General features: G+C 37.9%; 20 protein-coding genes and 2 riboswitches. Of the genes, 7 read left to right on the top strand and 13 right to left on the bottom strand.

Annotation, left to right across the window (positions count from 1 at the left end):
- Positions 1-43: 43 nt before the first annotated feature.
- Positions 44-141, bottom strand: a riboswitch (SAM-I-IV-variant riboswitch).
- A 119-nt stretch (positions 142-260) separates the two neighbouring features.
- Entirely contained in the window at positions 261-2486 is a 2226-nt protein-coding gene (locus tag AC3FI7_RS14835) for an outer membrane beta-barrel protein (protein WP_491460404.1), read from the top strand.
- Between the two features lie 193 nt (positions 2487-2679).
- On the opposite strand, the gene AC3FI7_RS14840 is transcribed toward AC3FI7_RS14835, so the two are convergent.
- The 13 genes from AC3FI7_RS14840 to AC3FI7_RS14900 form a co-directional block, all read right to left on the bottom strand.
- Positions 2680-3390, bottom strand: coding sequence for a HesA/MoeB/ThiF family protein (locus tag AC3FI7_RS14840; RefSeq protein ID WP_343661088.1), 711 nt, complete (start codon positions 3388-3390; stop codon positions 2680-2682).
- 134 nt (positions 3391-3524) lie between these two features.
- Complete coding sequence (thiH, locus tag AC3FI7_RS14845; RefSeq protein ID WP_343661086.1) at positions 3525-4643, bottom strand: 2-iminoacetate synthase ThiH; 1119 nt, start codon at positions 4641-4643, stop codon at positions 3525-3527.
- Positions 4644-4652: 9 nt separating this feature from the next.
- On the bottom strand, positions 4653-5429 hold the full coding sequence (locus tag AC3FI7_RS14850; RefSeq protein ID WP_343661084.1) for a thiazole synthase: 777 nt from the start codon (positions 5427-5429) through the stop codon (positions 4653-4655).
- Positions 5426-6040 (bottom strand): thiamine phosphate synthase, encoded by a 615-nt coding sequence (locus AC3FI7_RS14855; RefSeq protein ID WP_491460405.1) that lies wholly within the window; start codon positions 6038-6040, stop codon positions 5426-5428. Before AC3FI7_RS14855 ends, AC3FI7_RS14850 begins: the two co-directional genes overlap by 4 nt.
- A 5-nt stretch (positions 6041-6045) precedes the next feature.
- Positions 6046-6783, bottom strand: a complete 738-nt coding sequence (locus AC3FI7_RS14860; RefSeq protein WP_491460406.1) for a hydroxymethylpyrimidine/phosphomethylpyrimidine kinase — start codon at positions 6781-6783, stop codon at positions 6046-6048.
- Positions 6759-7346, bottom strand: coding sequence for a thiamine phosphate synthase (locus tag AC3FI7_RS14865; RefSeq protein WP_491460407.1), 588 nt, complete (start codon positions 7344-7346; stop codon positions 6759-6761). Before AC3FI7_RS14865 ends, AC3FI7_RS14860 begins: the two co-directional genes overlap by 25 nt.
- The gene (gene thiC, locus AC3FI7_RS14870; RefSeq protein WP_142725104.1) at positions 7343-9154 is read right to left on the bottom strand and encodes a phosphomethylpyrimidine synthase ThiC; all 1812 of its coding nucleotides are present in this window, start codon (positions 9152-9154) and stop codon (positions 7343-7345) included. The genes AC3FI7_RS14865 and thiC overlap by 4 nt, the downstream gene beginning before the upstream one ends.
- Before the next feature lie 24 nt (positions 9155-9178).
- Positions 9179-9385: a sulfur carrier protein ThiS gene (gene thiS, locus AC3FI7_RS14875; protein ID WP_142725105.1), complete on the bottom strand. Its 207-nt coding sequence runs from the start codon at positions 9383-9385 to the stop codon at positions 9179-9181.
- Positions 9386-9442: 57 nt separating this feature from the next.
- Positions 9443-9539, bottom strand: a riboswitch (TPP riboswitch).
- Between the two features lie 105 nt (positions 9540-9644).
- Positions 9645-10487 carry a hypothetical protein gene (locus AC3FI7_RS14880; RefSeq protein WP_491460408.1) on the bottom strand — a complete coding sequence of 281 codons (843 nt, stop codon included), beginning with the start codon at positions 10485-10487 and terminating at the stop codon, positions 9645-9647.
- 19 nt (positions 10488-10506) lie between these two features.
- Positions 10507-11184 carry an RluA family pseudouridine synthase gene (locus AC3FI7_RS14885; RefSeq protein ID WP_343661074.1) on the bottom strand — a complete coding sequence of 226 codons (678 nt, stop codon included), beginning with the start codon at positions 11182-11184 and terminating at the stop codon, positions 10507-10509.
- Between the two features lie 11 nt (positions 11185-11195).
- Entirely contained in the window at positions 11196-11510 is a 315-nt protein-coding gene (locus tag AC3FI7_RS14890; RefSeq protein ID WP_142725108.1) for a hypothetical protein, read from the bottom strand.
- A gap of 3 nt (positions 11511-11513) precedes the next feature.
- Complete coding sequence (panB, locus tag AC3FI7_RS14895) at positions 11514-12329, bottom strand: 3-methyl-2-oxobutanoate hydroxymethyltransferase (protein WP_142725109.1); 816 nt, start codon at positions 12327-12329, stop codon at positions 11514-11516.
- Positions 12330-12390: 61 nt separating this feature from the next.
- Entirely contained in the window at positions 12391-13104 is a 714-nt protein-coding gene (locus tag AC3FI7_RS14900; RefSeq protein WP_142725110.1) for a Crp/Fnr family transcriptional regulator, read from the bottom strand.
- 89 nt (positions 13105-13193) lie between these two features.
- Between AC3FI7_RS14900 and AC3FI7_RS14905 the strand changes: the two genes are divergently transcribed.
- The 6 genes from AC3FI7_RS14905 to ccoG all read left to right on the top strand — a co-directional run bounded on the left by AC3FI7_RS14905 (position 13194) and on the right by ccoG (position 20835).
- The gene (locus AC3FI7_RS14905) at positions 13194-15572 is read left to right on the top strand and encodes a heavy metal translocating P-type ATPase (protein WP_343661073.1); all 2379 of its coding nucleotides are present in this window, start codon (positions 13194-13196) and stop codon (positions 15570-15572) included.
- 109 nt (positions 15573-15681) lie between these two features.
- The gene (ccoS, locus tag AC3FI7_RS14910) at positions 15682-15909 is read left to right on the top strand and encodes a cbb3-type cytochrome oxidase assembly protein CcoS (RefSeq protein WP_142725112.1); all 228 of its coding nucleotides are present in this window, start codon (positions 15682-15684) and stop codon (positions 15907-15909) included.
- A 5-nt stretch (positions 15910-15914) separates the two neighbouring features.
- Complete coding sequence (gene ccoN, locus AC3FI7_RS14915) at positions 15915-18176, top strand: cytochrome-c oxidase, cbb3-type subunit I (protein ID WP_142725113.1); 2262 nt, start codon at positions 15915-15917, stop codon at positions 18174-18176.
- A gap of 16 nt (positions 18177-18192) precedes the next feature.
- Complete coding sequence (locus tag AC3FI7_RS14920; protein ID WP_002983870.1) at positions 18193-18393, top strand: cbb3-type cytochrome oxidase subunit 3; 201 nt, start codon at positions 18193-18195, stop codon at positions 18391-18393.
- 10 nt (positions 18394-18403) lie between these two features.
- Positions 18404-19285: a cbb3-type cytochrome c oxidase N-terminal domain-containing protein gene (locus tag AC3FI7_RS14925; RefSeq protein WP_142725114.1), complete on the top strand. Its 882-nt coding sequence runs from the start codon at positions 18404-18406 to the stop codon at positions 19283-19285.
- Positions 19286-19380: 95 nt separating this feature from the next.
- Positions 19381-20835 (top strand): cytochrome c oxidase accessory protein CcoG, encoded by a 1455-nt coding sequence (gene ccoG, locus AC3FI7_RS14930; protein WP_142725115.1) that lies wholly within the window; start codon positions 19381-19383, stop codon positions 20833-20835.

A 20835-nucleotide genomic window follows, 5' to 3' on the forward strand; every position in this document is an offset into this window, starting at 1 on the left:
TTCTAACTTTAAAACAAAAATTCAAGATGGGAGTAATGATAGAATGATAAACATTTTTTCCGGTAGATCCGGCTTATCGATTGCAGCACCTTGCTTGTTTTTGCAGGTTGCTATCCCATCTAGAGATTCTTGATAATTACCTGGCAAAGATATAATTATTTCGGAAATAAAAAAATATTTAGCCTAATTTTTCGATTTTCAACATTTTAGCGTAACAAATTATCTTTTTCAGCGTCTAACCTGATAACAGTAAAAACATTATGAAAAAAACGATTTTCGCTTTATCTTTATTAAGTTCTGTTTTTGTTTTTTCACAGGAAAAAAATAATAAACCTCAGGAAAAGCAAATTGAAGGCGTAGTGATCACCAAAACTAAAAAAGCCGTTGAACAAAAAGCAGACCGTACTATTTTTGACTTTTCTGAGCAGCCTCAGCTGAACAACGGAAATGTTCTGGAAGGGATAAAAAAGCTTCCAGGGCTTGTATCTACCGATATTGCAGGAATGATGTACCAGGGAAAAATGCTGGAAGTATACCTTAACGGAAGACCATTGAACATTACCTCCAATGAATTGAACTCCTTCCTTGAAGGGATGCCGGCCAACTCTGTAGAAAGAATAGAAGTAATCACGCAGCCAGGCGCAGAATTTCCGGCAACTTCCGGAGGTGCCATCATGAACATCATCACCAACAAAAACGCAAACAAATACTTAACGGCTACTTATTCAGGAAATTATTCTTTTACAAATTATGACCAATACAGAAGCAGAACTACAAATTCCGTTAATTTAAATGCGAGAAATAAATATTTCGGATGGCAGCTGAATGTAGGGCAGAATTATCGTGAAAGTATGCTGAACGGCCAGCAGGACGAGCTTTTAACAAGTCATACCGATCGATACGGACGTGGATATTTTGCAAAATCCGGATTAACTTTCGATTTGGGACAGGACAGGTTATTACTAAACTACGATATTTACCACAATAATAATGACAACTATACTTTAAGTGACGGGCATGGAGATTTACCTTTCAGAAGAGATCCGAAGGATTTAAGAGAAGCTTTTTATACTTCTTCTGACGTTGCCCATACCAATAATTTGAGACAGGAAGCTGTGGTAACGTATCAGAAACGTTTTGCTGATAAATCTCAAAAACTGGACTTCCAGTTTGGATATACGAGATCAGACAGCAAGTTTTCTCAGGACAATTATTTTCAGGATGGAACATTTGTAAACGATCCCACTGAGCCCCTTGACAGCCCTACCAATGGATTAAAAGACATTCTGAACAATAAATCTGTGATGAATATTGCCAACTTTAAAGTAGATTATGCCCAGCCTATCAAGCTTCTTGACGGAGGGAAAGTAAGCTTTGGTGGTCTATATGAAAGACAGGATTATCACACTGAAAGTTTTGGTTTGACCAATCTTGAATATCAGAGACAGACCGCTTCAACCTATTTAGAATTCCAGGCTAAGCTGAAAAAGTTTGATTTCACATTGGGTTCACGTGCAGAAAACTATGATATTTCCGGGATAACAAGGTATTTTGATAAAGATGCAAAACTGGTGGAGGCCAATTTGATTCCTTTCAATAAATTTAAGTTTTTTCCGAATGCAAGCGTACAGTATAACATGATGAATCAGGTTTATATTGCCGCGAATTACAACAGAAAAATCAGCCTGCCAAGTATTTCTGCCCTGAACCCGAATAACGTAACATTCTCCGGGCCAAGTACAGAAGTAAACGGTAACCCGAATCTCCAGCCTACTATTTTTGATAATTATGAATTGAAAATATCAGCTTTTGATTATGCGTTTATTGGGTACAGTGTAAGCTCAGCAAGCAATCAGGTAGCACAGATCATCCGAAAAGACGGAAGAAAACTCTTCAATGAGCAGGTGAATATTTCGAATATGAAAATTCACAACTTCAATGTTGGGCTACCGGTTCCTTTTATGATTTTCAGCAAGCCTTTGAGTGAGATCATGAAATTCGATTTCAATCCTGACAAAATCAACTTCATGTACTTATACGCCGGCTATCAGAAACATGAAATCGATAATCTGAATAATAAAGGATTCTGGATTTTCAATATCATGACGCAGATTATTTTGCCTAAAAATATCAAACTGACGGCCAATTACAGTTATCTGACTCCTAAAGCAGGATATTTCTACTTCACTGCAGAGAAGCCGTTCAACAACTCTTTTGATATTACATTAACGAAAAAGTTTATGAACAACCGTCTGACACTTTCTGTTTTTGCCAATGATATTTTCAACGGACAGGTGATGCAGGTACGTTCTAATCCGCCATCAGGAAATCCAGTGATGATCTACAGTAAGTATGACACAAGAAACTTCGGACTTTCCATCAACTATAAAATCCCAACAAGGAATAAACTGGCAAAAGAGGATCCGAATATTTTAAATCAGACCAAAAAAGAAGATACCGGAGGTGTAATGCAGCAGGCACAGTAATTCTTCTTTACAATATATAAATAAAAATAGGCGTAAAATGATTTGTTTGCGCCTATTTTTTTATTTGTTGGATAAGTTTTGGCTAAAGCCAATGGAAGAATATTAACAGATTAAAATGGGCTAAAGCCAGTTCCTATGGATATTGAATTAGTATTATTTGTAAAAACATTTGTGACATTAGTGTTCATCTATATCAAAAATCGATCGTCTGAAATCTCCAGTTCAGTGTGTCTACCAATGTCAGCTGATTAACACTCACCGGAAGATCTGTAATAATTTTCAGGGTTTGAAGCGCCATCATACTTCCTATTACTCCGGGAAGAGCTCCCAATACCCCAAGGCTGTCGCAATCCGGTATATCTTCATCAAATGGCGGCTCCGGGAAAATATTTCTGAGGTTTTTACTTCCATTATGATTAAATACGGCAACCTGCCCTGCAAAACCTAAGATACTCCCGTAAACAAGCGTTTTTTTCAGTTGCACACAGGTATCATTCACCAGATATCTTGTTGAAAAACTGTCTGAACCGTCAATAATAATATCATATTGAGCAAGGATTTCTTCGGCATTATCTTCATTGATTTTTTTTTCAATCCCTTTGAATATAACCTGATGATTGAGTTCTTTTACAAAGGTTTCAGCACTCCTTACTTTGGATAATCCTACTCTGTTTTCCGTATGGATAATCTGCCGGTTCAGATTATGAAGTTCAACCTCATCAAAATCTGCAACACCTAAAGTTCCTACCCCTGCAGCAGCCAGATATTGAATAACAGGACTTCCCAAGCCTCCTGCCCCGATGACAAGAACTTTGGAGAACCTTATCTTCTTTTGTCCTTCCAATCCTATTTCTTCAATAAATATCTGCCGGCTGTACCGTGAAAAATAATCTTCTTTTTTCATACTTTATGATAATTGAACCATTAAGATTCGTGAAGAGTTAAGCTGGGCTTCGCGTTAAAAGATGCTATGTTAAAAATCTTCGATTTTTCTTAATTCAGCTTCACTTCTTCAAAGTCCTTAACGGTTTAAAAATTTTAAAATCCACTGTAAACAGAATCCCAGTCTTTCATCACAGGATCATAGCCTGCCTTTTTGATCATGATTTTAATCTCTTCCATACTTCGTTCATCACTGGTTTCAAACTGTTCCAGAGATTCTTTATCTACAGCGTAACCTCCCGGATTGGTTTTTGAACCCGCACTCATGGCTGTTGCTCCAAGAGACACAATATTGTTTCTGAACACTTCATTTTCTCTGGTAGAAATAGAGATCTCAACATCTTCATTCCAGATTCTGTAGGCACAAATCAGCTGAAGAAGATCTCTATCTTCCATAATAAAATTGGGCTCAATAATTCCTTCAGCGGGTCTGAGCCTTGGAAAGGAAACCGAAAACTTACTTTTCCAGTATTGTTTCTGAAGATAATCGATGTGTAAGGCATTGAAAAAGCTGTCCACTCTCCAGTCTTCCAGTCCAAGCAGGACTCCCAGCCCTATTTTATGAATTCCTGCTCTTCCTATCCTGTCAGGAGTTTCCAGGCGGAAATGGAAGTTTGATTTTTTACCTTTCGGATGGTATTCCCTGTAGACATCCTCATGATAGGTTTCCTGATAGACCAATACGGAATGTACTCCTTCTTCATGAAGCAGTTTATATTCTTCTTCCATTAAAGGCTGAACTTCGATGGAAATATTGGAAAAATGAGGCTTTAGTTTACGGACAGCATTTTGAAAATAAGGTACACCTACTATTTTATTGGCCTCACCGCTTACCAGCAGTACATGATTCACACCCATTGATTTCAGAACTGATGCTTCTATCATCAGCTCCGTATCGGAGAGGGTTTTCCTTTTCAGATGATTATCAAGACTGAATCCGCAGTACGTACAGATATTCTGGCATTCATTACTGAGGTACAGTGGGGCATAAAGCTGAATGGTTTTTCCAAATCGTTTCTGGGTAAGTGCCCTCGTCATCACTGCCATCAGCTCCAGTTCCCCAGAAGCGGCAGGTGACAGAAGATTCAGGAAGTCATCAAGATTTTTATTCTTTTTCTGAAGGCTGTACCTTACATCAGCTGGGTTTACTTTTTCAAGCTTATCCTTTACCTCATCCCATTGGTAGTTTTCAAAAACCTCTTTAAAGCTTTTCATAATCTTAATTTATTCAAATAAAAACGAAGTCAGCGGACTTGAAGCTTCAGCGTGACTGGAAATGGCTCCCAACCCCGATTCAAAAGCCCTTCTTCCGGCAATAACTCCTTCTTTAAAAGCGACCGCCATATTCAGTGGATTTCTCGCGACAGCAATCGCAGTATTCACCAAAACGGCATCCGCTCCCATTTCCATAGCTTTTGCAGCATCAGATGGTGCCCCTATTCCTGCATCTACCACCACAGGAACGTTGCTCTGGCTGATGATTATTTCAAGAAAGTCCTGTGTTTTTAATCCTTTATTCGTTCCAATAGGTGCTCCCAAAGGCATAACCACTGCTGTGCCGGCGTCTTCAAGCCGTTTGCACAGAACCGGGTCAGCATGAATGTAAGGCATTACTATAAATCCTAATTTAGCCAGTTCTTCAGTGGCATATAAGGTTTCAATGGGGTCTGGCAGTAAATATTTCGGATCCGGATGAATTTCCAGTTTTACCCAGTTTGTTTCCAGCGCTTCTCTGGCTAACTGTGCTGCCAAGACAGCCTCTTTAGCAGTTCTGGCTCCGGAAGTATTAGGAAGAAGATGAACATTAGTCTCTTTTAATGAATCAAGCAGATCATCCCCGCTGGATTGGGCATCAATTCTTTTGAGCGCCATAGTTACCATATTAGTTTCCGATGCGATAACAGACTGTACCATATCTCTCATACTTCCGAATTTTCCTGTTCCTAAAAACAGTCTTGATTCAAAAGTTCTTCCTGCTATTTCTAATTTCTGATGGTTCATATCATTACTTTTTTTAATTCGTTAATAATCGCTGGCTGCCTGGTAATAATCCCGGAAACCGCAACACCATAAATTCCAATTTCCTGTAATGGTAAAATATCTTCAGGGTTAACGCTACCGATTGCAAATATTTTAGGAATTTCTATTGATCTATCTTTTAACCCTTCAACGATATTCCGATATCCTTCAAATCCAAGAACAGGGCTTAACTTTTCTTTTGTTGTCGTAAATCTCAATGGCCCCAAACCAATGTAGTCACAGGGTTCTTTAATTCTCCGGATCACATCTGAAAGCGTATTTGCTGTTCCACCAATAATGCTGTTTTCACCTAAGACCAGCCTCGCTTCATCAACAGAGCAATCATCTAGTCCTAAATGCACACCTTCAGCATCGATCTCTTTAGCTATTTGTACATGGTCGTTGATGATGCAAACCGCCTGATATTCTGAACAAAGTTTCTTTGAAGTTTTACAAAGGCTGATTAATTCATTTTCAGGCGCATTTTTCCATCGTACCTGAACCCATTGGATTCCGTTATCCAAAGCGTTACGGATATGCAGTTCCTGTTCCTGCATTGTATTTCCCTGCGATATGTATTGTAATTTTTCCATATTTTCTATGAATGTGTTCCCAGTAAAGAGGGATTGCTTTTTAAAAATTTTCCGATGTATAATTTTCCGTTCCGGCAGGCCGCTTCCATATCTTTCCCTTTCGCAAGTTCTGCAGTAATAGCTGAGGATAAAACACATCCTGAACCATGTTTAGGAAAATATACTGTATTGTTTTCGGCTGGAACGAAAAGAGTTTCTTTTCCGTTTTCAACTAAAATATCCGTTCCCAACAGATCTTTTCTATGCCCTCCTTTCATCAGCAATGCGCACTGATGGGTATCCGGCAAAAGATTATTTTCCTTTAAAACATTGTATTCATTATAATTGGGAGTTATTAAACTGAGCTTATTAATGGTATTTTTTAATTGAAGAAGTGTTTCAAGATCAAAAAAAGTGAATTCAGAAGTACTTTTCAGAACAGGATCCCAAACGATTTTAACTTCAGAATTATTCTTTTGAACTGTTTGTACAATTTTGCTTAAAAATTCAGCATCCTTTACAATTCCGATTTTTACTGCTGAAACGGGATAGTTTTCCATCAATATCTCAATGGCTTCACTTACTTGCTCTATAGGACGCCATTCTAAACTCAGGCATTGGGAAGCAGTTTGCAATGTCAGTGCAGTACATACTCCCAATCCCATTACTTTGGATTGTTCAAAAGTTTTATGATCTGATAATAAGCCTGCTCCACCACTGGGATCGAAGCCTGCAATACTTATGACATAAGGACGTTCCTGCATTTTCTGAATACTGTTATTGGTTTTTCACTTTCCCAGACAGCTCCCAATAAAGCGACTCCGTCTGCACCTGATTCGAAGACTTCATGAATATTATCCTGATCAATTCCTCCAAGGGCAATTAATTTCACATCCGGATTATTCCTGTGTTTTATTTCTTCCTTAATGGTAGAATCCAGTCCATACCCTTTTTTGGATATACTTGGAAAGAACGGGCTTATGAAAGCATATTCCCATTCTTTATCCAAAGTATTGTAGGTTGTGATATCGTGTACTGAAGTTGAAATGGTATTTTCTTTCACAAAAGACTTATACATTTCTTCCTGCCGATCAATTTCCCTGAAATGGAACCTTGAGATCTGATATTCCTTTCCAAGATCATAATGCGTATGCAGCACCAGCTGTGAATGAAAAGTTTCATCAATTTTACTGATCAATTCAATCATTTCATCCCGGCTGATCCATGGCTTTCGGATATGAAGCAGATCAAGACCTTCCTGAAACATTACATTAATAATATCCGTTTCTTCAGGAAAGATCATTTCAGGGGTGATAACAAGGATCATATATAGATTTCTTTTCCTTTTTCAATAAATTCCTGCGATTTATCCAGCATTCCTTTTTCTGCAGATTCACGGATTTCCTGGGTGATTTTCATAGAACAGAATTTCGGTCCGCACATGGAACAGAAATGGGCAATTTTTGCTCCTTCTGCCGGAAGAGTTTCATCATGATACGCTCTCGCTGTTTCGGGATCTAATGAAAGATTGAACTGGTCTTCCCATCTGAATTCAAATCTTGCTTTACTTAATGCATTGTCTCTGTATTGTGCGCCTGGATGACCTTTTGCCAAATCTGCCGCATGGGCTGCCAGTTTATAGGTGATCACCCCAACTTTTACATCATCTTTATTCGGAAGTCCCAAATGTTCCTTCGGTGTTACATAGCAAAGCATGGCACAGCCAAACCATCCGATCATAGCTGCTCCGATTCCGGAAGTAATATGATCATACCCCGGTGCAATATCCGTGGTTAAAGGGCCTAAGGTATAAAACGGGGCTTCATGGCATTCTTTCAGCTGTTTATCCATATTTTCCTTGATCATGTGCATCGGAACGTGTCCAGGACCTTCAATCATTACCTGCACATTATGCTTCCAGGCAATTTTAGTCAGTTCACCTAACGTTTCCAGCTCTGCAAACTGTGCTGCATCATTGGCATCTGCAATAGATCCCGGGCGAAGACCATCTCCCAAAGAGAAAGCCACGTCGTATTTTTTCATGATCTCACAAATCTCTTCAAAATGGGTATACAGGAAGCTTTCTTTATGATGAAACAGACACCATTTTGCCATAATCGATCCTCCTCTGGATACAATTCCGGTTACTCTGTTAGCTGTCAAGTGAATATATCTTAATAAAACCCCTGCGTGGATGGTGAAATAAGAAACTCCCTGCTCAGCCTGTTCAATCAGCGTATCTCTGAAGATTTCCCATGTAAGATCTTCCGGAACACCTTTCACTTTTTCCAATGCCTGATAAATAGGAACGGTACCTATCGGAACCGGACTGTTTCTGATAATCCATTCTCTTGTTTCATGAATATTTTTCCCTGTAGAAAGGTCCATAATGGTATCTGCTCCCCATCGGCAAGCCCAGACCGCTTTTTCCACCTCCTCTTCAATACTGGATGAAACGGCACTGTTTCCGATATTGGCATTGATCTTTACCAGGAAATTTCTCCCGATAATCATCGGTTCACTTTCCGGATGGTTGATGTTATTCGGAATAATGGCTCTTCCTGCAGCAATTTCGTCTCTTACAAATTCCGGAGTGATCTTATTTTTCGGAGTATTCGCTCCAAAGCTGTGTCCCGGATGTTGAAAGCTCATTTCTTTAGATACGGAATCCAGCTGCTCTATCCTTTGGTTTTCTCTGATCGCCACATATTCCATTTCCGGAGTGATGATTCCCTGTTTGGCATAATAAAGCTGGGTAAGTTCTTTTCCTTCTTTGGCCACTTTAGGTTTATGGTCATAGGAAAACCTCAGTTCATCAAGACGTGGATCTGCCAAACGGGCTTTCCCGTATTCAGAAGTAATTCCGTCCAGGATATTCACATCATTCCTATCCAGAATCCATTGCTCTCTGATTCTCGGAAGTCCTTTCTGAATATCAATGGTTGCATTTTCATCGGTGTAAGGCCCTGAAGTATCATAAATTGTTACCGGGGCATTATGTTCAAAGCCGCCATTGGTCAGTTTGGTCGGACTAAGCTGTATTTCACGCATGGCTACATTGATAGGATGTAATATTCCTTCAACATAGATTTTCTTTGAGTTCGGAAATGGCGAACATGTAATGGAGTGAGCCATAAGTATTGGTATTTAATATGAGAATTAACCGCCCTGAGTGGCAGTGATGATTAAAATAGAATCGTTATTACTGAGGATGGTTTCCGCCCAGGCGGACAGTGGAATAATACGGTTGTTAAGAGCTACAGCGATGCCCTTTCTCTTTCCTGGCAGCTCAATAGCCAGTAATGCCTCCAGATTTTCGGGAAGTACATCGAATGTTTTTCGGGTGTGGTTAATTATAAGTTCCATTCCTAAATAAATTAAATCACTTCAGGAATGGCCATTATTGTACAATAGAATGTACAGCAAAAGTCATCTACTTTTCCCTACGCTGGTATGATCCAGATCAGGTTCAAAGGGTAAAGTCTCAGTCTGTTGGCAACAGACACCCCTAAAGTTTGGAACGAAGTTAGACATTTTTTCAGAATAAGCAAAATCTCAAATGAATTTAAAGAAAAAAGACCATCTCAATTTTGAGACGGACTTCACTTTTATTTTAAATAGTTCCTTAGTAAAAAAGCTTCAGGCTTCCATCAGAATTATATTGATTAGTCCAATTTGATTGGCTTAGAAAAAATTCGGAGCTATAAGGTTTAAACTCTTTTGAAATTTTTCTCTGAGGATTATTTTTTGATAATGAAAAGTAGAAATACTCTTCAAAAATACCCAGATTCTTAAATGGATTTTGTGCAGAATCAAAATTATCCAATATAATTTCATTGGTAATGTAAGCATCAATATTATTATGCTTTTCAGTTTTAATTGCCTTTTCTAGATTTCCTGACGTGTTATAAATAAACTTTTCTACGTATGTCAAAATATAATCTTGAGGATCAGTTGGATCGTATGGAATATTTGGATATTCAGTTAAAATCTCAGTTAACTTTCCTGAAGCATCATAAGTATAGGTCAAATACTTATCCATATATGAATTATTAACCTGTGGAATAACTACTTTAATAACTCTACCTTGATTATCAAATTCAAACCTTCTTTCCTTCAACTGAACAGTGAAACCAGGGTCAGAGCTATAATTTCTCATAATCGCTGTATTTCCTGTATATGTTACCATTGTATAGACAGATTTTGAATAAGCATAAGGAAATCCCGTACCTCCGGAATGTTCCAGTTTTCCTCCTATCTTTTTTATAATCCTTCCCTGAGTATCATATTCGAACATATAATTTTGTTCCAACCCATTGAAGACAGGTGACAAAACAGGATAATTCCATGATATTTTACTTATATTTTCAGGAATCGTCTGTTGCGAATTATCAAGCGGCAAGTCATCATTGTCTGAACAAGATGCCATAACCAGCAATGTGGCTAATAAAAGTGATTTGAGTTTCATGTTATAGTTTATGATATGTTTATTCTTCACAAGCTCTCCAGATCGCATCATTCTGCGGAACAGGAGCTATGATTTCTATGTTTTCTTTAGTAACCGGATGAATAAATTCCAGTTTTCTGGCGTGAAGATTAATACCTCCATCCGGATTAGAGCGAGGTGCTCCATATTTTAAGTCTCCTTTAATGGGAACTCCTGTTTTAGACAGCTGAGCCCTGATCTGATGATGTCTTCCCGTTTCAAGATCAATTTCCAGCAACAAATAATTGTCTAATGTTTTGATTACATGATACGTCAGGATTGCTTCTTTGGCTCCTTCCGTAGCTTTTGGAAAAACAATGGCTTTATTATTTTTTTCGTTTTTCTTTAAATAATGAACCAGCCTTTGGCTTTGCGGAATCAATTCTTTTCCCACGACTGCCCAATATGTTTTTTTCACTTCACGGTTTTTCACCATCTGCGTAAGCCGGGAAAGTGCTTTAGATGTTTTTGCATAGATCACCAGCCCGGAAGTAGGCCTGTCTATACGATGCACCAAGCCGAGAAAAACATTTCCCGGCTTAGCATCTCTTATTTTTATAAAGTTCTTGATGGATTCTAATAGTGATTCATCACCGGTCTTATCACCCTGAACAAGTTGTCCGACTTTTTTATTGACCACCAGAAGATGATTGTCCTCATATATAATCTGCTCCTTCATACCTCTTCAGTTTATCTTCTTCTATTAGATAATGACAGGATAATTCCTGCAAGAAGCCCAACTGTTTTGATGGCTGAAAGTTTTGAGCCTTCCGGAATGAATGCTCCAAATACACAGATTGCGGCGGCGGCATACATCGCATAGACAAAATTCTTATTCGTAAGTAACGGAGCCTGAATAAAGAAGCTCGCTCCGATCAAAACATAAAAAACTTTTCTTGAAAGCAAATGATTAATTTCCGGAGAAAATAGATTAAACCAGCCCACAGCAAGACAAATCAAGGCTGCGATAGATAATATTCCCTGGACAGACTGTTGATTTTGCATAGATTAATAGCTTTCGTTTTCGTTTGGAAACTCTACACTTTTTACATCTTTTACATATTGGGAAACAGCTCCTGTAATTTCTGTGTAAAGGTCAAGATATCTTCTCAGGAATTTCGGGCTGAACCCTTTGTTCATTCCCACCATATCATGATATACCAAAACCTGTCCGTCACAATGTGCTCCGGCTCCGATTCCGATCGTTGGAATGGAAATACTGTCTGTCACTTTCTTTGCTAAATCTGCAGGAATTTTCTCCAATACGACTGAGAAACATCCCAGTTCTTCCAATAACTGTGCATCAGCAATCAGTTTTTCAGCTTCTGCCTCTTCTTTTGCTCTTACTTTATACGTTCCGAATTTATAGATCGACTGTGGTGTTAATCCCAAATGTCCCATTACCGGAATTCCGGCATTGATGATTTTTTTAATTGATTTGGAAATTTCTTTTCCGCCTTCAATTTTTACAGCATGTGCCCCACCTTCTTTCATCATTCTTACCGCAGATTCCAATGCTTTTTCAGGATTACTCTGATAGGTCCCGAAAGGCAGATCCGCTACCACCAAAGCTCTGTCGGTTCCTCTTACCACACTTTGAGCATGATAGATCATTTGATCCAGCGTAATGGGTAATGTAGTTTCAAAACCGGCCATTACATTCGCTGCAGAGTCTCCAATCAAAATAGCATCTACTCCGCCCGCATCTACCATCTTTGCTGTGGTAAAATCATAAGCTGTAAGCATTGTTATTTTCTCCTTGTCGAATTTCATTTTACGCAAGGTTTCAGTCGTAACTTTTTTAATTTCAGAGTGAACAGACATAATTTATCTATTTTTAAAAGTTAAAAAGTCGGCCTGAGCCGACTTAAGTTTTGTATGATTTTTATAAAACTACGTGACCGAGTTTCATGAGTTTATCGTGATTTAAAATCTTGATATTTCTCCCGTCCACTTCAATCAGGTTATCCTGCTTGAATTCAGAGATCAGACGGATGGCACTTTCTGTGGCAGTGCCGATAATGTTGGCAATTTCTTCTCTCGTCAATGAGATTTTGATGAACCCTTCAGGATCTACTCCCAGTTTCTGCTCCAGAAGCAGCAGGATTTCTGCCAGTCTTTCTCTTACCGTTTTCTGAGCAAGGAAAGTAATGGTATTGGATGATTCTCCCAATTCGTAAGAAATTTTCTGAAGCATTACGAAAGACAGCTGTGGATCTACTTCCAGAAGATACATGAAGATATCAGCAGGTAAAAAAACACATTCGATATCTGTCATGGCTTCAGCTTTAGCCTGGAAATTTTCCCCGCAAAGCAAAGAACGATAGCCAATAATATCCCCTTCTTTGATAAACCTTAAAATCTGGTCTTTCCCGAATGCTCCTGATTTTGAAAGTTTGGCAGCACCTTTTTCCAGGACAAACACTCCTTTGGGAGTTTCTCCATCCTCGAAAATGGTTTCATGTTTCTGAAAACTCAGTTTCTTTTTGCCATTAATATATTTTTCAAAATCTGCGCTAGAAAGTCTTTCCTTAAATGATTTATCATTAAAAACTCTGGCGAACCTCTCTTCAATTGCTATCTGTTGTTCCTGCGGCATTTTATATGATATTTATCACAAAAATAGAACTTTTTAACGCGATAAACAAAAAAAATTGTTATAATTTTGTAGTTCAATATTTTATGGTGGTGAACGAGAACTGTTTTCATTGTGGTCAAGGTATAGAAAAAGAGAGAATTTTATTTGATGAGAAGACTTTCTGTTGCAATGGCTGCAAGTCTGTTTATGAAATTCTGAATACAAATAACTTAAGCAATTTTTATCAGCTTAACAAAGGGGCAGGAATTCGTCCGAGTGATGAAAATTCTACCCAGTTTGACTATTTGGATACTCCTGAAATTTTTGAAAAAGTAACCGATTTCTCTGAAGGAAACACCAGCCTTGTCACATTCAAAATTCCTGTAATCCACTGTTCTTCCTGCATCTGGCTATTGGAAAGCCTCCATACATTAAATCAGCACATCAAATATTCTCAGGTTAATTTCACGAGGAAGACCTTACAGATTTCATTCAATCATAATGATTTGAAATTAAGCGAACTAGCTAATTTTTTAACCAATCTGGGATACAAACCTGTCATCAGTCTTGAAACTGCTGATAAAAATGAAGACCATCTTGACAAATCTTTATTAGTAAAATTTGCCATTGCCGCCTTTGCTTTTGGTAATGGAATGTTCCTTGCCTTTCCCGAGTACATTGGAGGGGAAGATTATTGGATGGAACATTATAAAGGTTTATTCAGAACCTTAATATTCCTCCTGGCAACACCTGTTGTATTTTATTCAGCTTCAGATTATTACAAATCTGCATGGTATGGTTTAAAAAATAAGATCGTCAACATTGATGTTCCGATTGTTTTAGGAATTCTTGTCCTATACGGAAGAAGTATCTATGAAGTGGTAACAGATTATGGTCCGGGATATTTCGATACACTTTGTGGACTTTTATTCTTCATGCTTCTCGGGAAGATCTTTCAGAAAAGAACATACAGTGCTCTTTCCTATGACAGAGATTATAAATCTTTCTACCCAATTGCTGTTACCAAGGTAGATTTTGAAGGAAAACAGGAAAACATCCTTCTTTCAGAGGTAAAAATAGGAGACAGAATTTTAGTTAGAAACCAGGAAATCATCCCTGTAGATGCCATTCTGATTAACGGGGAAGGAAACATCGACAACAGTTTTATTACCGGAGAAAGCGAAAGCATCAGCAAACAGCCTGGTGATAAGATTTTTGCCGGAGGTAAGCAGATCGGATCTTCTTTAGAGCTTGAAGTGATTAAAAACGTAGATCAAAGTTATTTAACTCAGCTTTGGAATAAAGAAGCTTTCAAAAAACATGAGACCGGGCTTGACACCCTGACAAACAACATTAGTAAATATTTCACATTCATTATTTTAGGTATCGCTTTAATTTCCGGGATTTACTGGTCATTTATTGATCTAGAGAAAATGTTCCAGGTTATTTCAGCCATCCTTATCATTGCATGTCCCTGTGCGCTCGCACTGTCTGCACCATTCACTTTCGGACATATTATGAGGATTTTAGGCCGAAATAAATTTTACGTAAAAGATACTTTGACAATTGAAAAAATCGCGAAACTGGACACGATTGTTTTTGATAAAACAGGAACCATCACCCATAGAAAAAAATCAAACATCAAGTACGAAGGATCTGAGATCAGCGAATTTGACTCTCTGAATATTAAGACTTTACTAAAGAACTCCAATCACCCGCTTTCAAAATCATTATATGAATTCATCGAAGTAAATGATGATTATTTTCCGGTAGAAAATTTCGTTGAAATTTCAGGAAAAGGATATGAAGCCAGGGTAAGAGGAAATCTTTATAAGATCGGCTCTGCCCGTTACAATAATCAGGAACCTAAAAATCTTGAAACAGCAGTTTATATCAGCAAAAATAACGAATACTTAGGTAAATTCATCTTTAAAAATGAATACCGTCCGAAGCTGAAAGAACTTTTCACAAAACTTACCCAATACAAAATATTTATCCTGAGCGGAGACAATTCCTCAGAAGAAAATCAGCTAAAAGAGCTTATCCCAAATTACAAAGGAATGTCCTTTAACCAAAGCCCGGAAGACAAACTGAATTATATTAAATCCCTTCAGGATCAGCACATGAAAGTAGCGATGCTTGGAGACGGTCTTAATGACGCCGGAGCCCTAAAACAGAGTAATGTAGGAATCGCCATTGCTGACGACACCAACAGTTTCACACCCTCTTCTGATGTAATCATGAATGGTGAAAAAGTGGCTACCCTTGATAACTACCTGAATGTCTGCAAAGGGTCTATCACCATTGTGAAAATGACATTTATAATCAGTTTTCTGTACAATATCGTTGGTTTAAGTTACGCTGTTACAGGACATATGCATCCGCTTTTTGCAGCAATCCTTATGCCAATCAGTTCGATCACAGTGGTTACCTTTACTACACTTTCAACATGGATTTTAGGTCGCAAACATTTCAAAAAACAGGCGTAAAAGCCCTTATTTAGACTGATTTTAAATTAGCTGAAATCGGCATTTCGTGATGAATGTCATTATTTTTCACTAAATTTGAACCCCGAAAATAGGTTAATTTTGTTGTCCAATGGATATTCTATATTTAATGATCCTCTGCAGTGTTTCTTTGGCTGCGATTTTCTTGGTCGTATTTATAGTGTATGCCCGAAAAGGACAGTTTGAGGATGATGAATCTCCTGCTGTCAGAATCCTTTTTGATGATGAAAAAATCAAAGAAAATGATGAAACTGGCGACAAAAATAAAGACGAGAAAGAAATAGGAGAAAATAATAAAATTGAGAAAAATAGTGAATAGTTGATATGGAAACACAGAAGTTTAGTTATGACAACAGTATTGTCCGTGCGTTCCTATATGCGACCATTGTCTTTGGTCTTATAGGATTTACGTTTGGACTTACGGCGGCATTAATGCTTTTCTACCCAGAGTTACCTGAATTCTTTTTCGGGACAGATGATACAACCATTAAAAGTTTGGCATCAGGTAATATTCAAGGGTTAATAAACACACATGGTGCATTTGGTTTTGGTAGAATCAGAATGTTGCACACCAATACCGTAATCTTTGCATTCGTTTGTAACATTGTTTACACGGGTATTTATTACTCATTACAAAGATTATTAAAAACAAGAATGTACAGTGATACATTGTCTTGGCTACATTTCTGGACTTGGCAGTTTATGATCGTTGCTACGTTCATTACATTCTTTATGGGGATCAATACCTCTAAGGAATATGCTGAGCACGAGTGGCCGATCGACATATTGATCGCATTCTCATGGATCATTTTTGGTATCAATATGTTCCTGACTATTTCGAAGAGAAGAGTGAGACACCTGTATGTTGCCATCTGGTTCTATATCGGTACCTGGATTGCAGTAGCAATGCTTCACATCTTCAACAACCTTGAAGTACCTTTATCTTTCACAGGCTGGAAATCCTATTCAGCATATGCGGGGGTAAAAGATGCTATTGTACAGTGGTGGTACGGACATAATGCGGTAGCATTCGTATTGACAACTCCGGTTCTAGGTTTAATGTATTACTTCCTTCCGAAGGCAGCAGACAGACCGGTATTCTCTTATAAACTGTCTATTATTCACTTCTGGTCATTAATTTTCGTATATATCTGGGCTGGTCCTCACCACCTTCAGTATACAGCTCTTCCGGCTTGGGCTCAGGCGGTAGGAACAGGTTTCTCTATCATGCTTATTGCACCATCATGGGGAGGTATGTTAAATGGTCTTCTTACCTTAAGAGGAGCTTGGGATAAAGTAAGAGAAAATCCTATCCTTAAGTTCTTCGTAGTAGCTGTTACATGCTATGGTATGGCAACGTTTGAAGGACCGCTTTTGGCAACTAAAAACATCAACAAAATTGGTCACTTTACAGACTGGGTTATCGGTCACGTACACTTAGGAGCTCTTGGATGGAATGGTTTCATGGCATTCGGGGTTATCTATTACCTGGTACCAATCATGTGGAGAACAAAACTTTGGTCTGTAAAATTAGCTAACTGGCATTTCTGGTTAGGTACTTTAGGAATCATCTTCTATGCAGTACCAATGTATATTTCAGGATTTACACAAGGTTTAATGTGGAAGCAATTCAACCCGGACGGAACCCTATTATGGAAAAACTGGTTGGATACAGTAACGGCAATTATTCCTTACTTCAAAATGAGATTCGTAGGAGGTTTATTCTATATCTCAGGATCTATCCTAATGATCATCAATGTAATTGCTACAGTAAGAAAAGGATCATTCCAGAAAGAAGTTCCTGCTGAAGCACCTGCGTTGGCAAATATCAGTAAAAACAGAAAAGAAGGAGAAGGGACTCACCTTTGGTTAGAAAGAACTCCTGTATTATTAGGAATTCTATCTTTCATTACAATATCTATCGGTAGTTCAATTGAAATTATCCCTACACTATCTCTTAAGAAAAGTGTACCTACCATTTCTGCGGTGAAACCTTATTCACCACTGGAACTAGAAGGTAGAGATATCTATATCCGTGAAGGATGTAACGCTTGTCACTCTCAGATGGTAAGACCGTTCAGAGACGAGATTGTTAGATTTAACGGTAAAAACGGACAATACTCCAAAGCTGGGGAATTTGTATACGACAGACCATTCCTATGGGGTTCTAAGAGAACAGGACCGGATTTACATAGAGAAGGTGGTAAAAACCCAAGTTCTTGGCACTACAAACACATGTATAACCCAAGATCTACTTCTGCAGGTTCCATCATGCCTCGTTATCCTTGGTTAATTGCGACTGATCTGGACAGATCTAAAATGGTAAGCAAAATGAAGCTGATGAAAAATGTATTCGATGTACCTTATACCAAGGCTGAAATCGATTCTGCAGACAAATGGGCTAACAACCAATCAGCAAAAATTGTAAAAGATATCTTCTCTGAAGCAAATGACCTTAAGCAGGCTTATGCTAAGAGACCTCAGGGAGAATTAGAGAAAAAAGAAATTGTAGCTCTTATTTCCTATCTTCAGAGATTAGGTACAGATATCAAAACAACTGAAATCAAAACAGCAAGTAATAACTAAACATTAAAAGGTTCATATGATTCCTCAGAACTTTAAAGATATATTATCCAATACAGAAAATGCTGGCTTCTACCAGACACTGGCTCTGATTTTCTTTATGCTGTTCTTCATCGCTTTGGTAATCTATGTTTTTAGCAGACCTAAAAAATATTACAAAGAAGAAGAAGAGGCTCCTCTTGGGGATGATGAAGATGACGATTTTAATTTAAAAAATTAAACTATTTTTTATGAAACAAAGAACACCTGTTGTTATAAACATCTTAATAATAATCGGACTTTTAATAGTTTTTTATTATTTATTTGTACAGAGCTACGCGTTCCTTTCTTCACCTTACTTCTGGGGAACTGTTGTGATCGCCGGTATCCTTGCCTACATTCATAGTGCTATCGGAGACCTTATCGAGAACAACAAATTCAAGAAATTATCTCCTGAAGAGAAGGCAGCTTATTTAGCTGAAAAGAAAGTTCCTTATTTCAAAAGATTGTACCAAAGTGCATTCAAAAAGCAATCTGCTTCTGAGGAAAAAGATATCCTTATCGACCACGGTTTCGATGGAATCATGGAGTTGGATAACCAGTTACCGAAATGGTGGGTAGGTTTATTCTATTTTGGGACCGCTTTTTGTATTGTATATATTGCAGCTTACTCTTTCACAGATTTCGCTCACCCACTAAGCGAATATGAAAAAGAATATAAAGAGCAGTTGGCAAGTATTGAGGAATATCAGAAATCTCAACCTCCTGTAACGATTGAAACAGCTAAATATTCAGCTGATAATATCGCAGAAGGTAAAGAATTATTCAAAACAAACTGTGCATCTTGTCACAAGGAAGATGGTAGTGGAGGTATTGGTCCAAACCTTACTGATAACTACTGGATCAACCAGCCTGAGAAGACATTATTCAAAAACGTATTCCATATGGACTGGAATGGTTCTCCAACTAACCCTGCGATGAGACCATTCGGTAAGAACGGAGAAGTTTCAGGTGCTGAGATTGAAAAGATTGCAGCTTATGTATATCACATCAATCAGGAGCAGCCACCAGTGACTCCAGCTCAGGGAGGAGCAGCTCCTCAAGGAACTGAAGCGCATTGGGAAAAAGAATAATTTAAAAAATTAGAAAACATATGAAAAAAACATAATTTGTTATTAGATTAAAATAGTAACGAATTATGTTTTTTCTTTTTTAAAACCTATTACATATGTCAGACATAGAAGAAATAGAAGTACGAGGCGGACAGGGACAGGTTCTGGACCCTGAAACTTACAGAGATTCTATAGGGACAATGGAGCAATCCGGGAAAAGAAAATGGGTATTTCCAAGAAAACCCAAAGGAAAATACACCAACTATAGGAATATTGTAAGTTATCTGTTATTAATTATTTATTTTACATTACCTTTCATCAAAATCAATGGTAATCCATTATTGATGTTCAATGTCATAGACAGGGAATTTTTCATCTTTGGACAGCCTTTCTATCCACAGGACTTTTTTATCCTTACTTTAGGTGCCATCGCATCTTTAATCTTCATTATTGTTTTTACGATTGCATTCGGAAGAATTTTCTGCGGGTGGATTTGCCCTCAGACAATTTTTATGGAATCTATCTTCCGTAAAATAGAATATCTGATTGAAGGTGACAGAAATAAGCAGATGAAACTGGACAGACAGGAATGGAATAGTGAGAAAATCTGGAAGAGAAGTTTAAAATGGACTGTTTATATCATCATTTCATTGATCATCACTCACTTTATGTTTATGTACATTGTAGGGTATGAAGAAGTATTTAAGATTGTTGGTGAAGGACCATTTGCCCATCCTACCAATTTTATTGTAATGATTCTTCTTACTGCTGCATTTTATTTTGTATTTGCATGGTTCAGAGAGCAGGTTTGTACATTAGTATGTCCTTATGGAAGACTTCAGGGAGTACTGATTGATAAAGATACCATCAATGTTTTCTACGACTTTAAAAGAGGAGAAAACAGAGCGAAATGGAGAAAAGGAGAAGACCGGAAAGCTGCTGGAAAGGGTGATTGTATTGATTGCCATCAGTGTGTAGTGGTATGCCCTACCGGAATTGACATCAGGGACGGACAACAGCTGGAATGTATCAACTGTACAGCCTGTATAGATGCCTGTGATGAAGTTATGGAAAAAGTAGGTCTGCCAAAAGGACTGATCAGATATGCTTCTGAGAACGAAATTGAAAAAGAAACCCCATTCAGGTTTACCGGAAGAATGAAAGGATTCTCAATATTCTTATTTCTACTGGTAGGTTTCTTAGGATATCTTCTGTACAGCCGTGGTGAAATGGAGGCTAAATTCATTAAACCGGCAGGAAGTACATTTTTTGTAAGAGACGGTAAAATTACCAATACCTATAATTATACTTTCCTTAATAAAACGAATGATAAGAAAATTGTTACGATCAAAGTAATCGATCCTGCGCATGGAGAAATTACTTACAGTGCATCAAGTAAAATTCAGGTTGACAGAGATAAAATTTCCAAAGGAACAATCAATATCAGCTTCCCTGAAGATGAAATGAAGCTTTCTAAACAGAATATCACAATTGGTGTTTACGATATGAAGGGTAAACTGATTGATTCTTATCAGACCTATTTTGAAGGACCATTCAAACTGCAATTTTAA

This window comes from Chryseobacterium sp. TQ-BC-N36 (assembly GCF_058382295.1).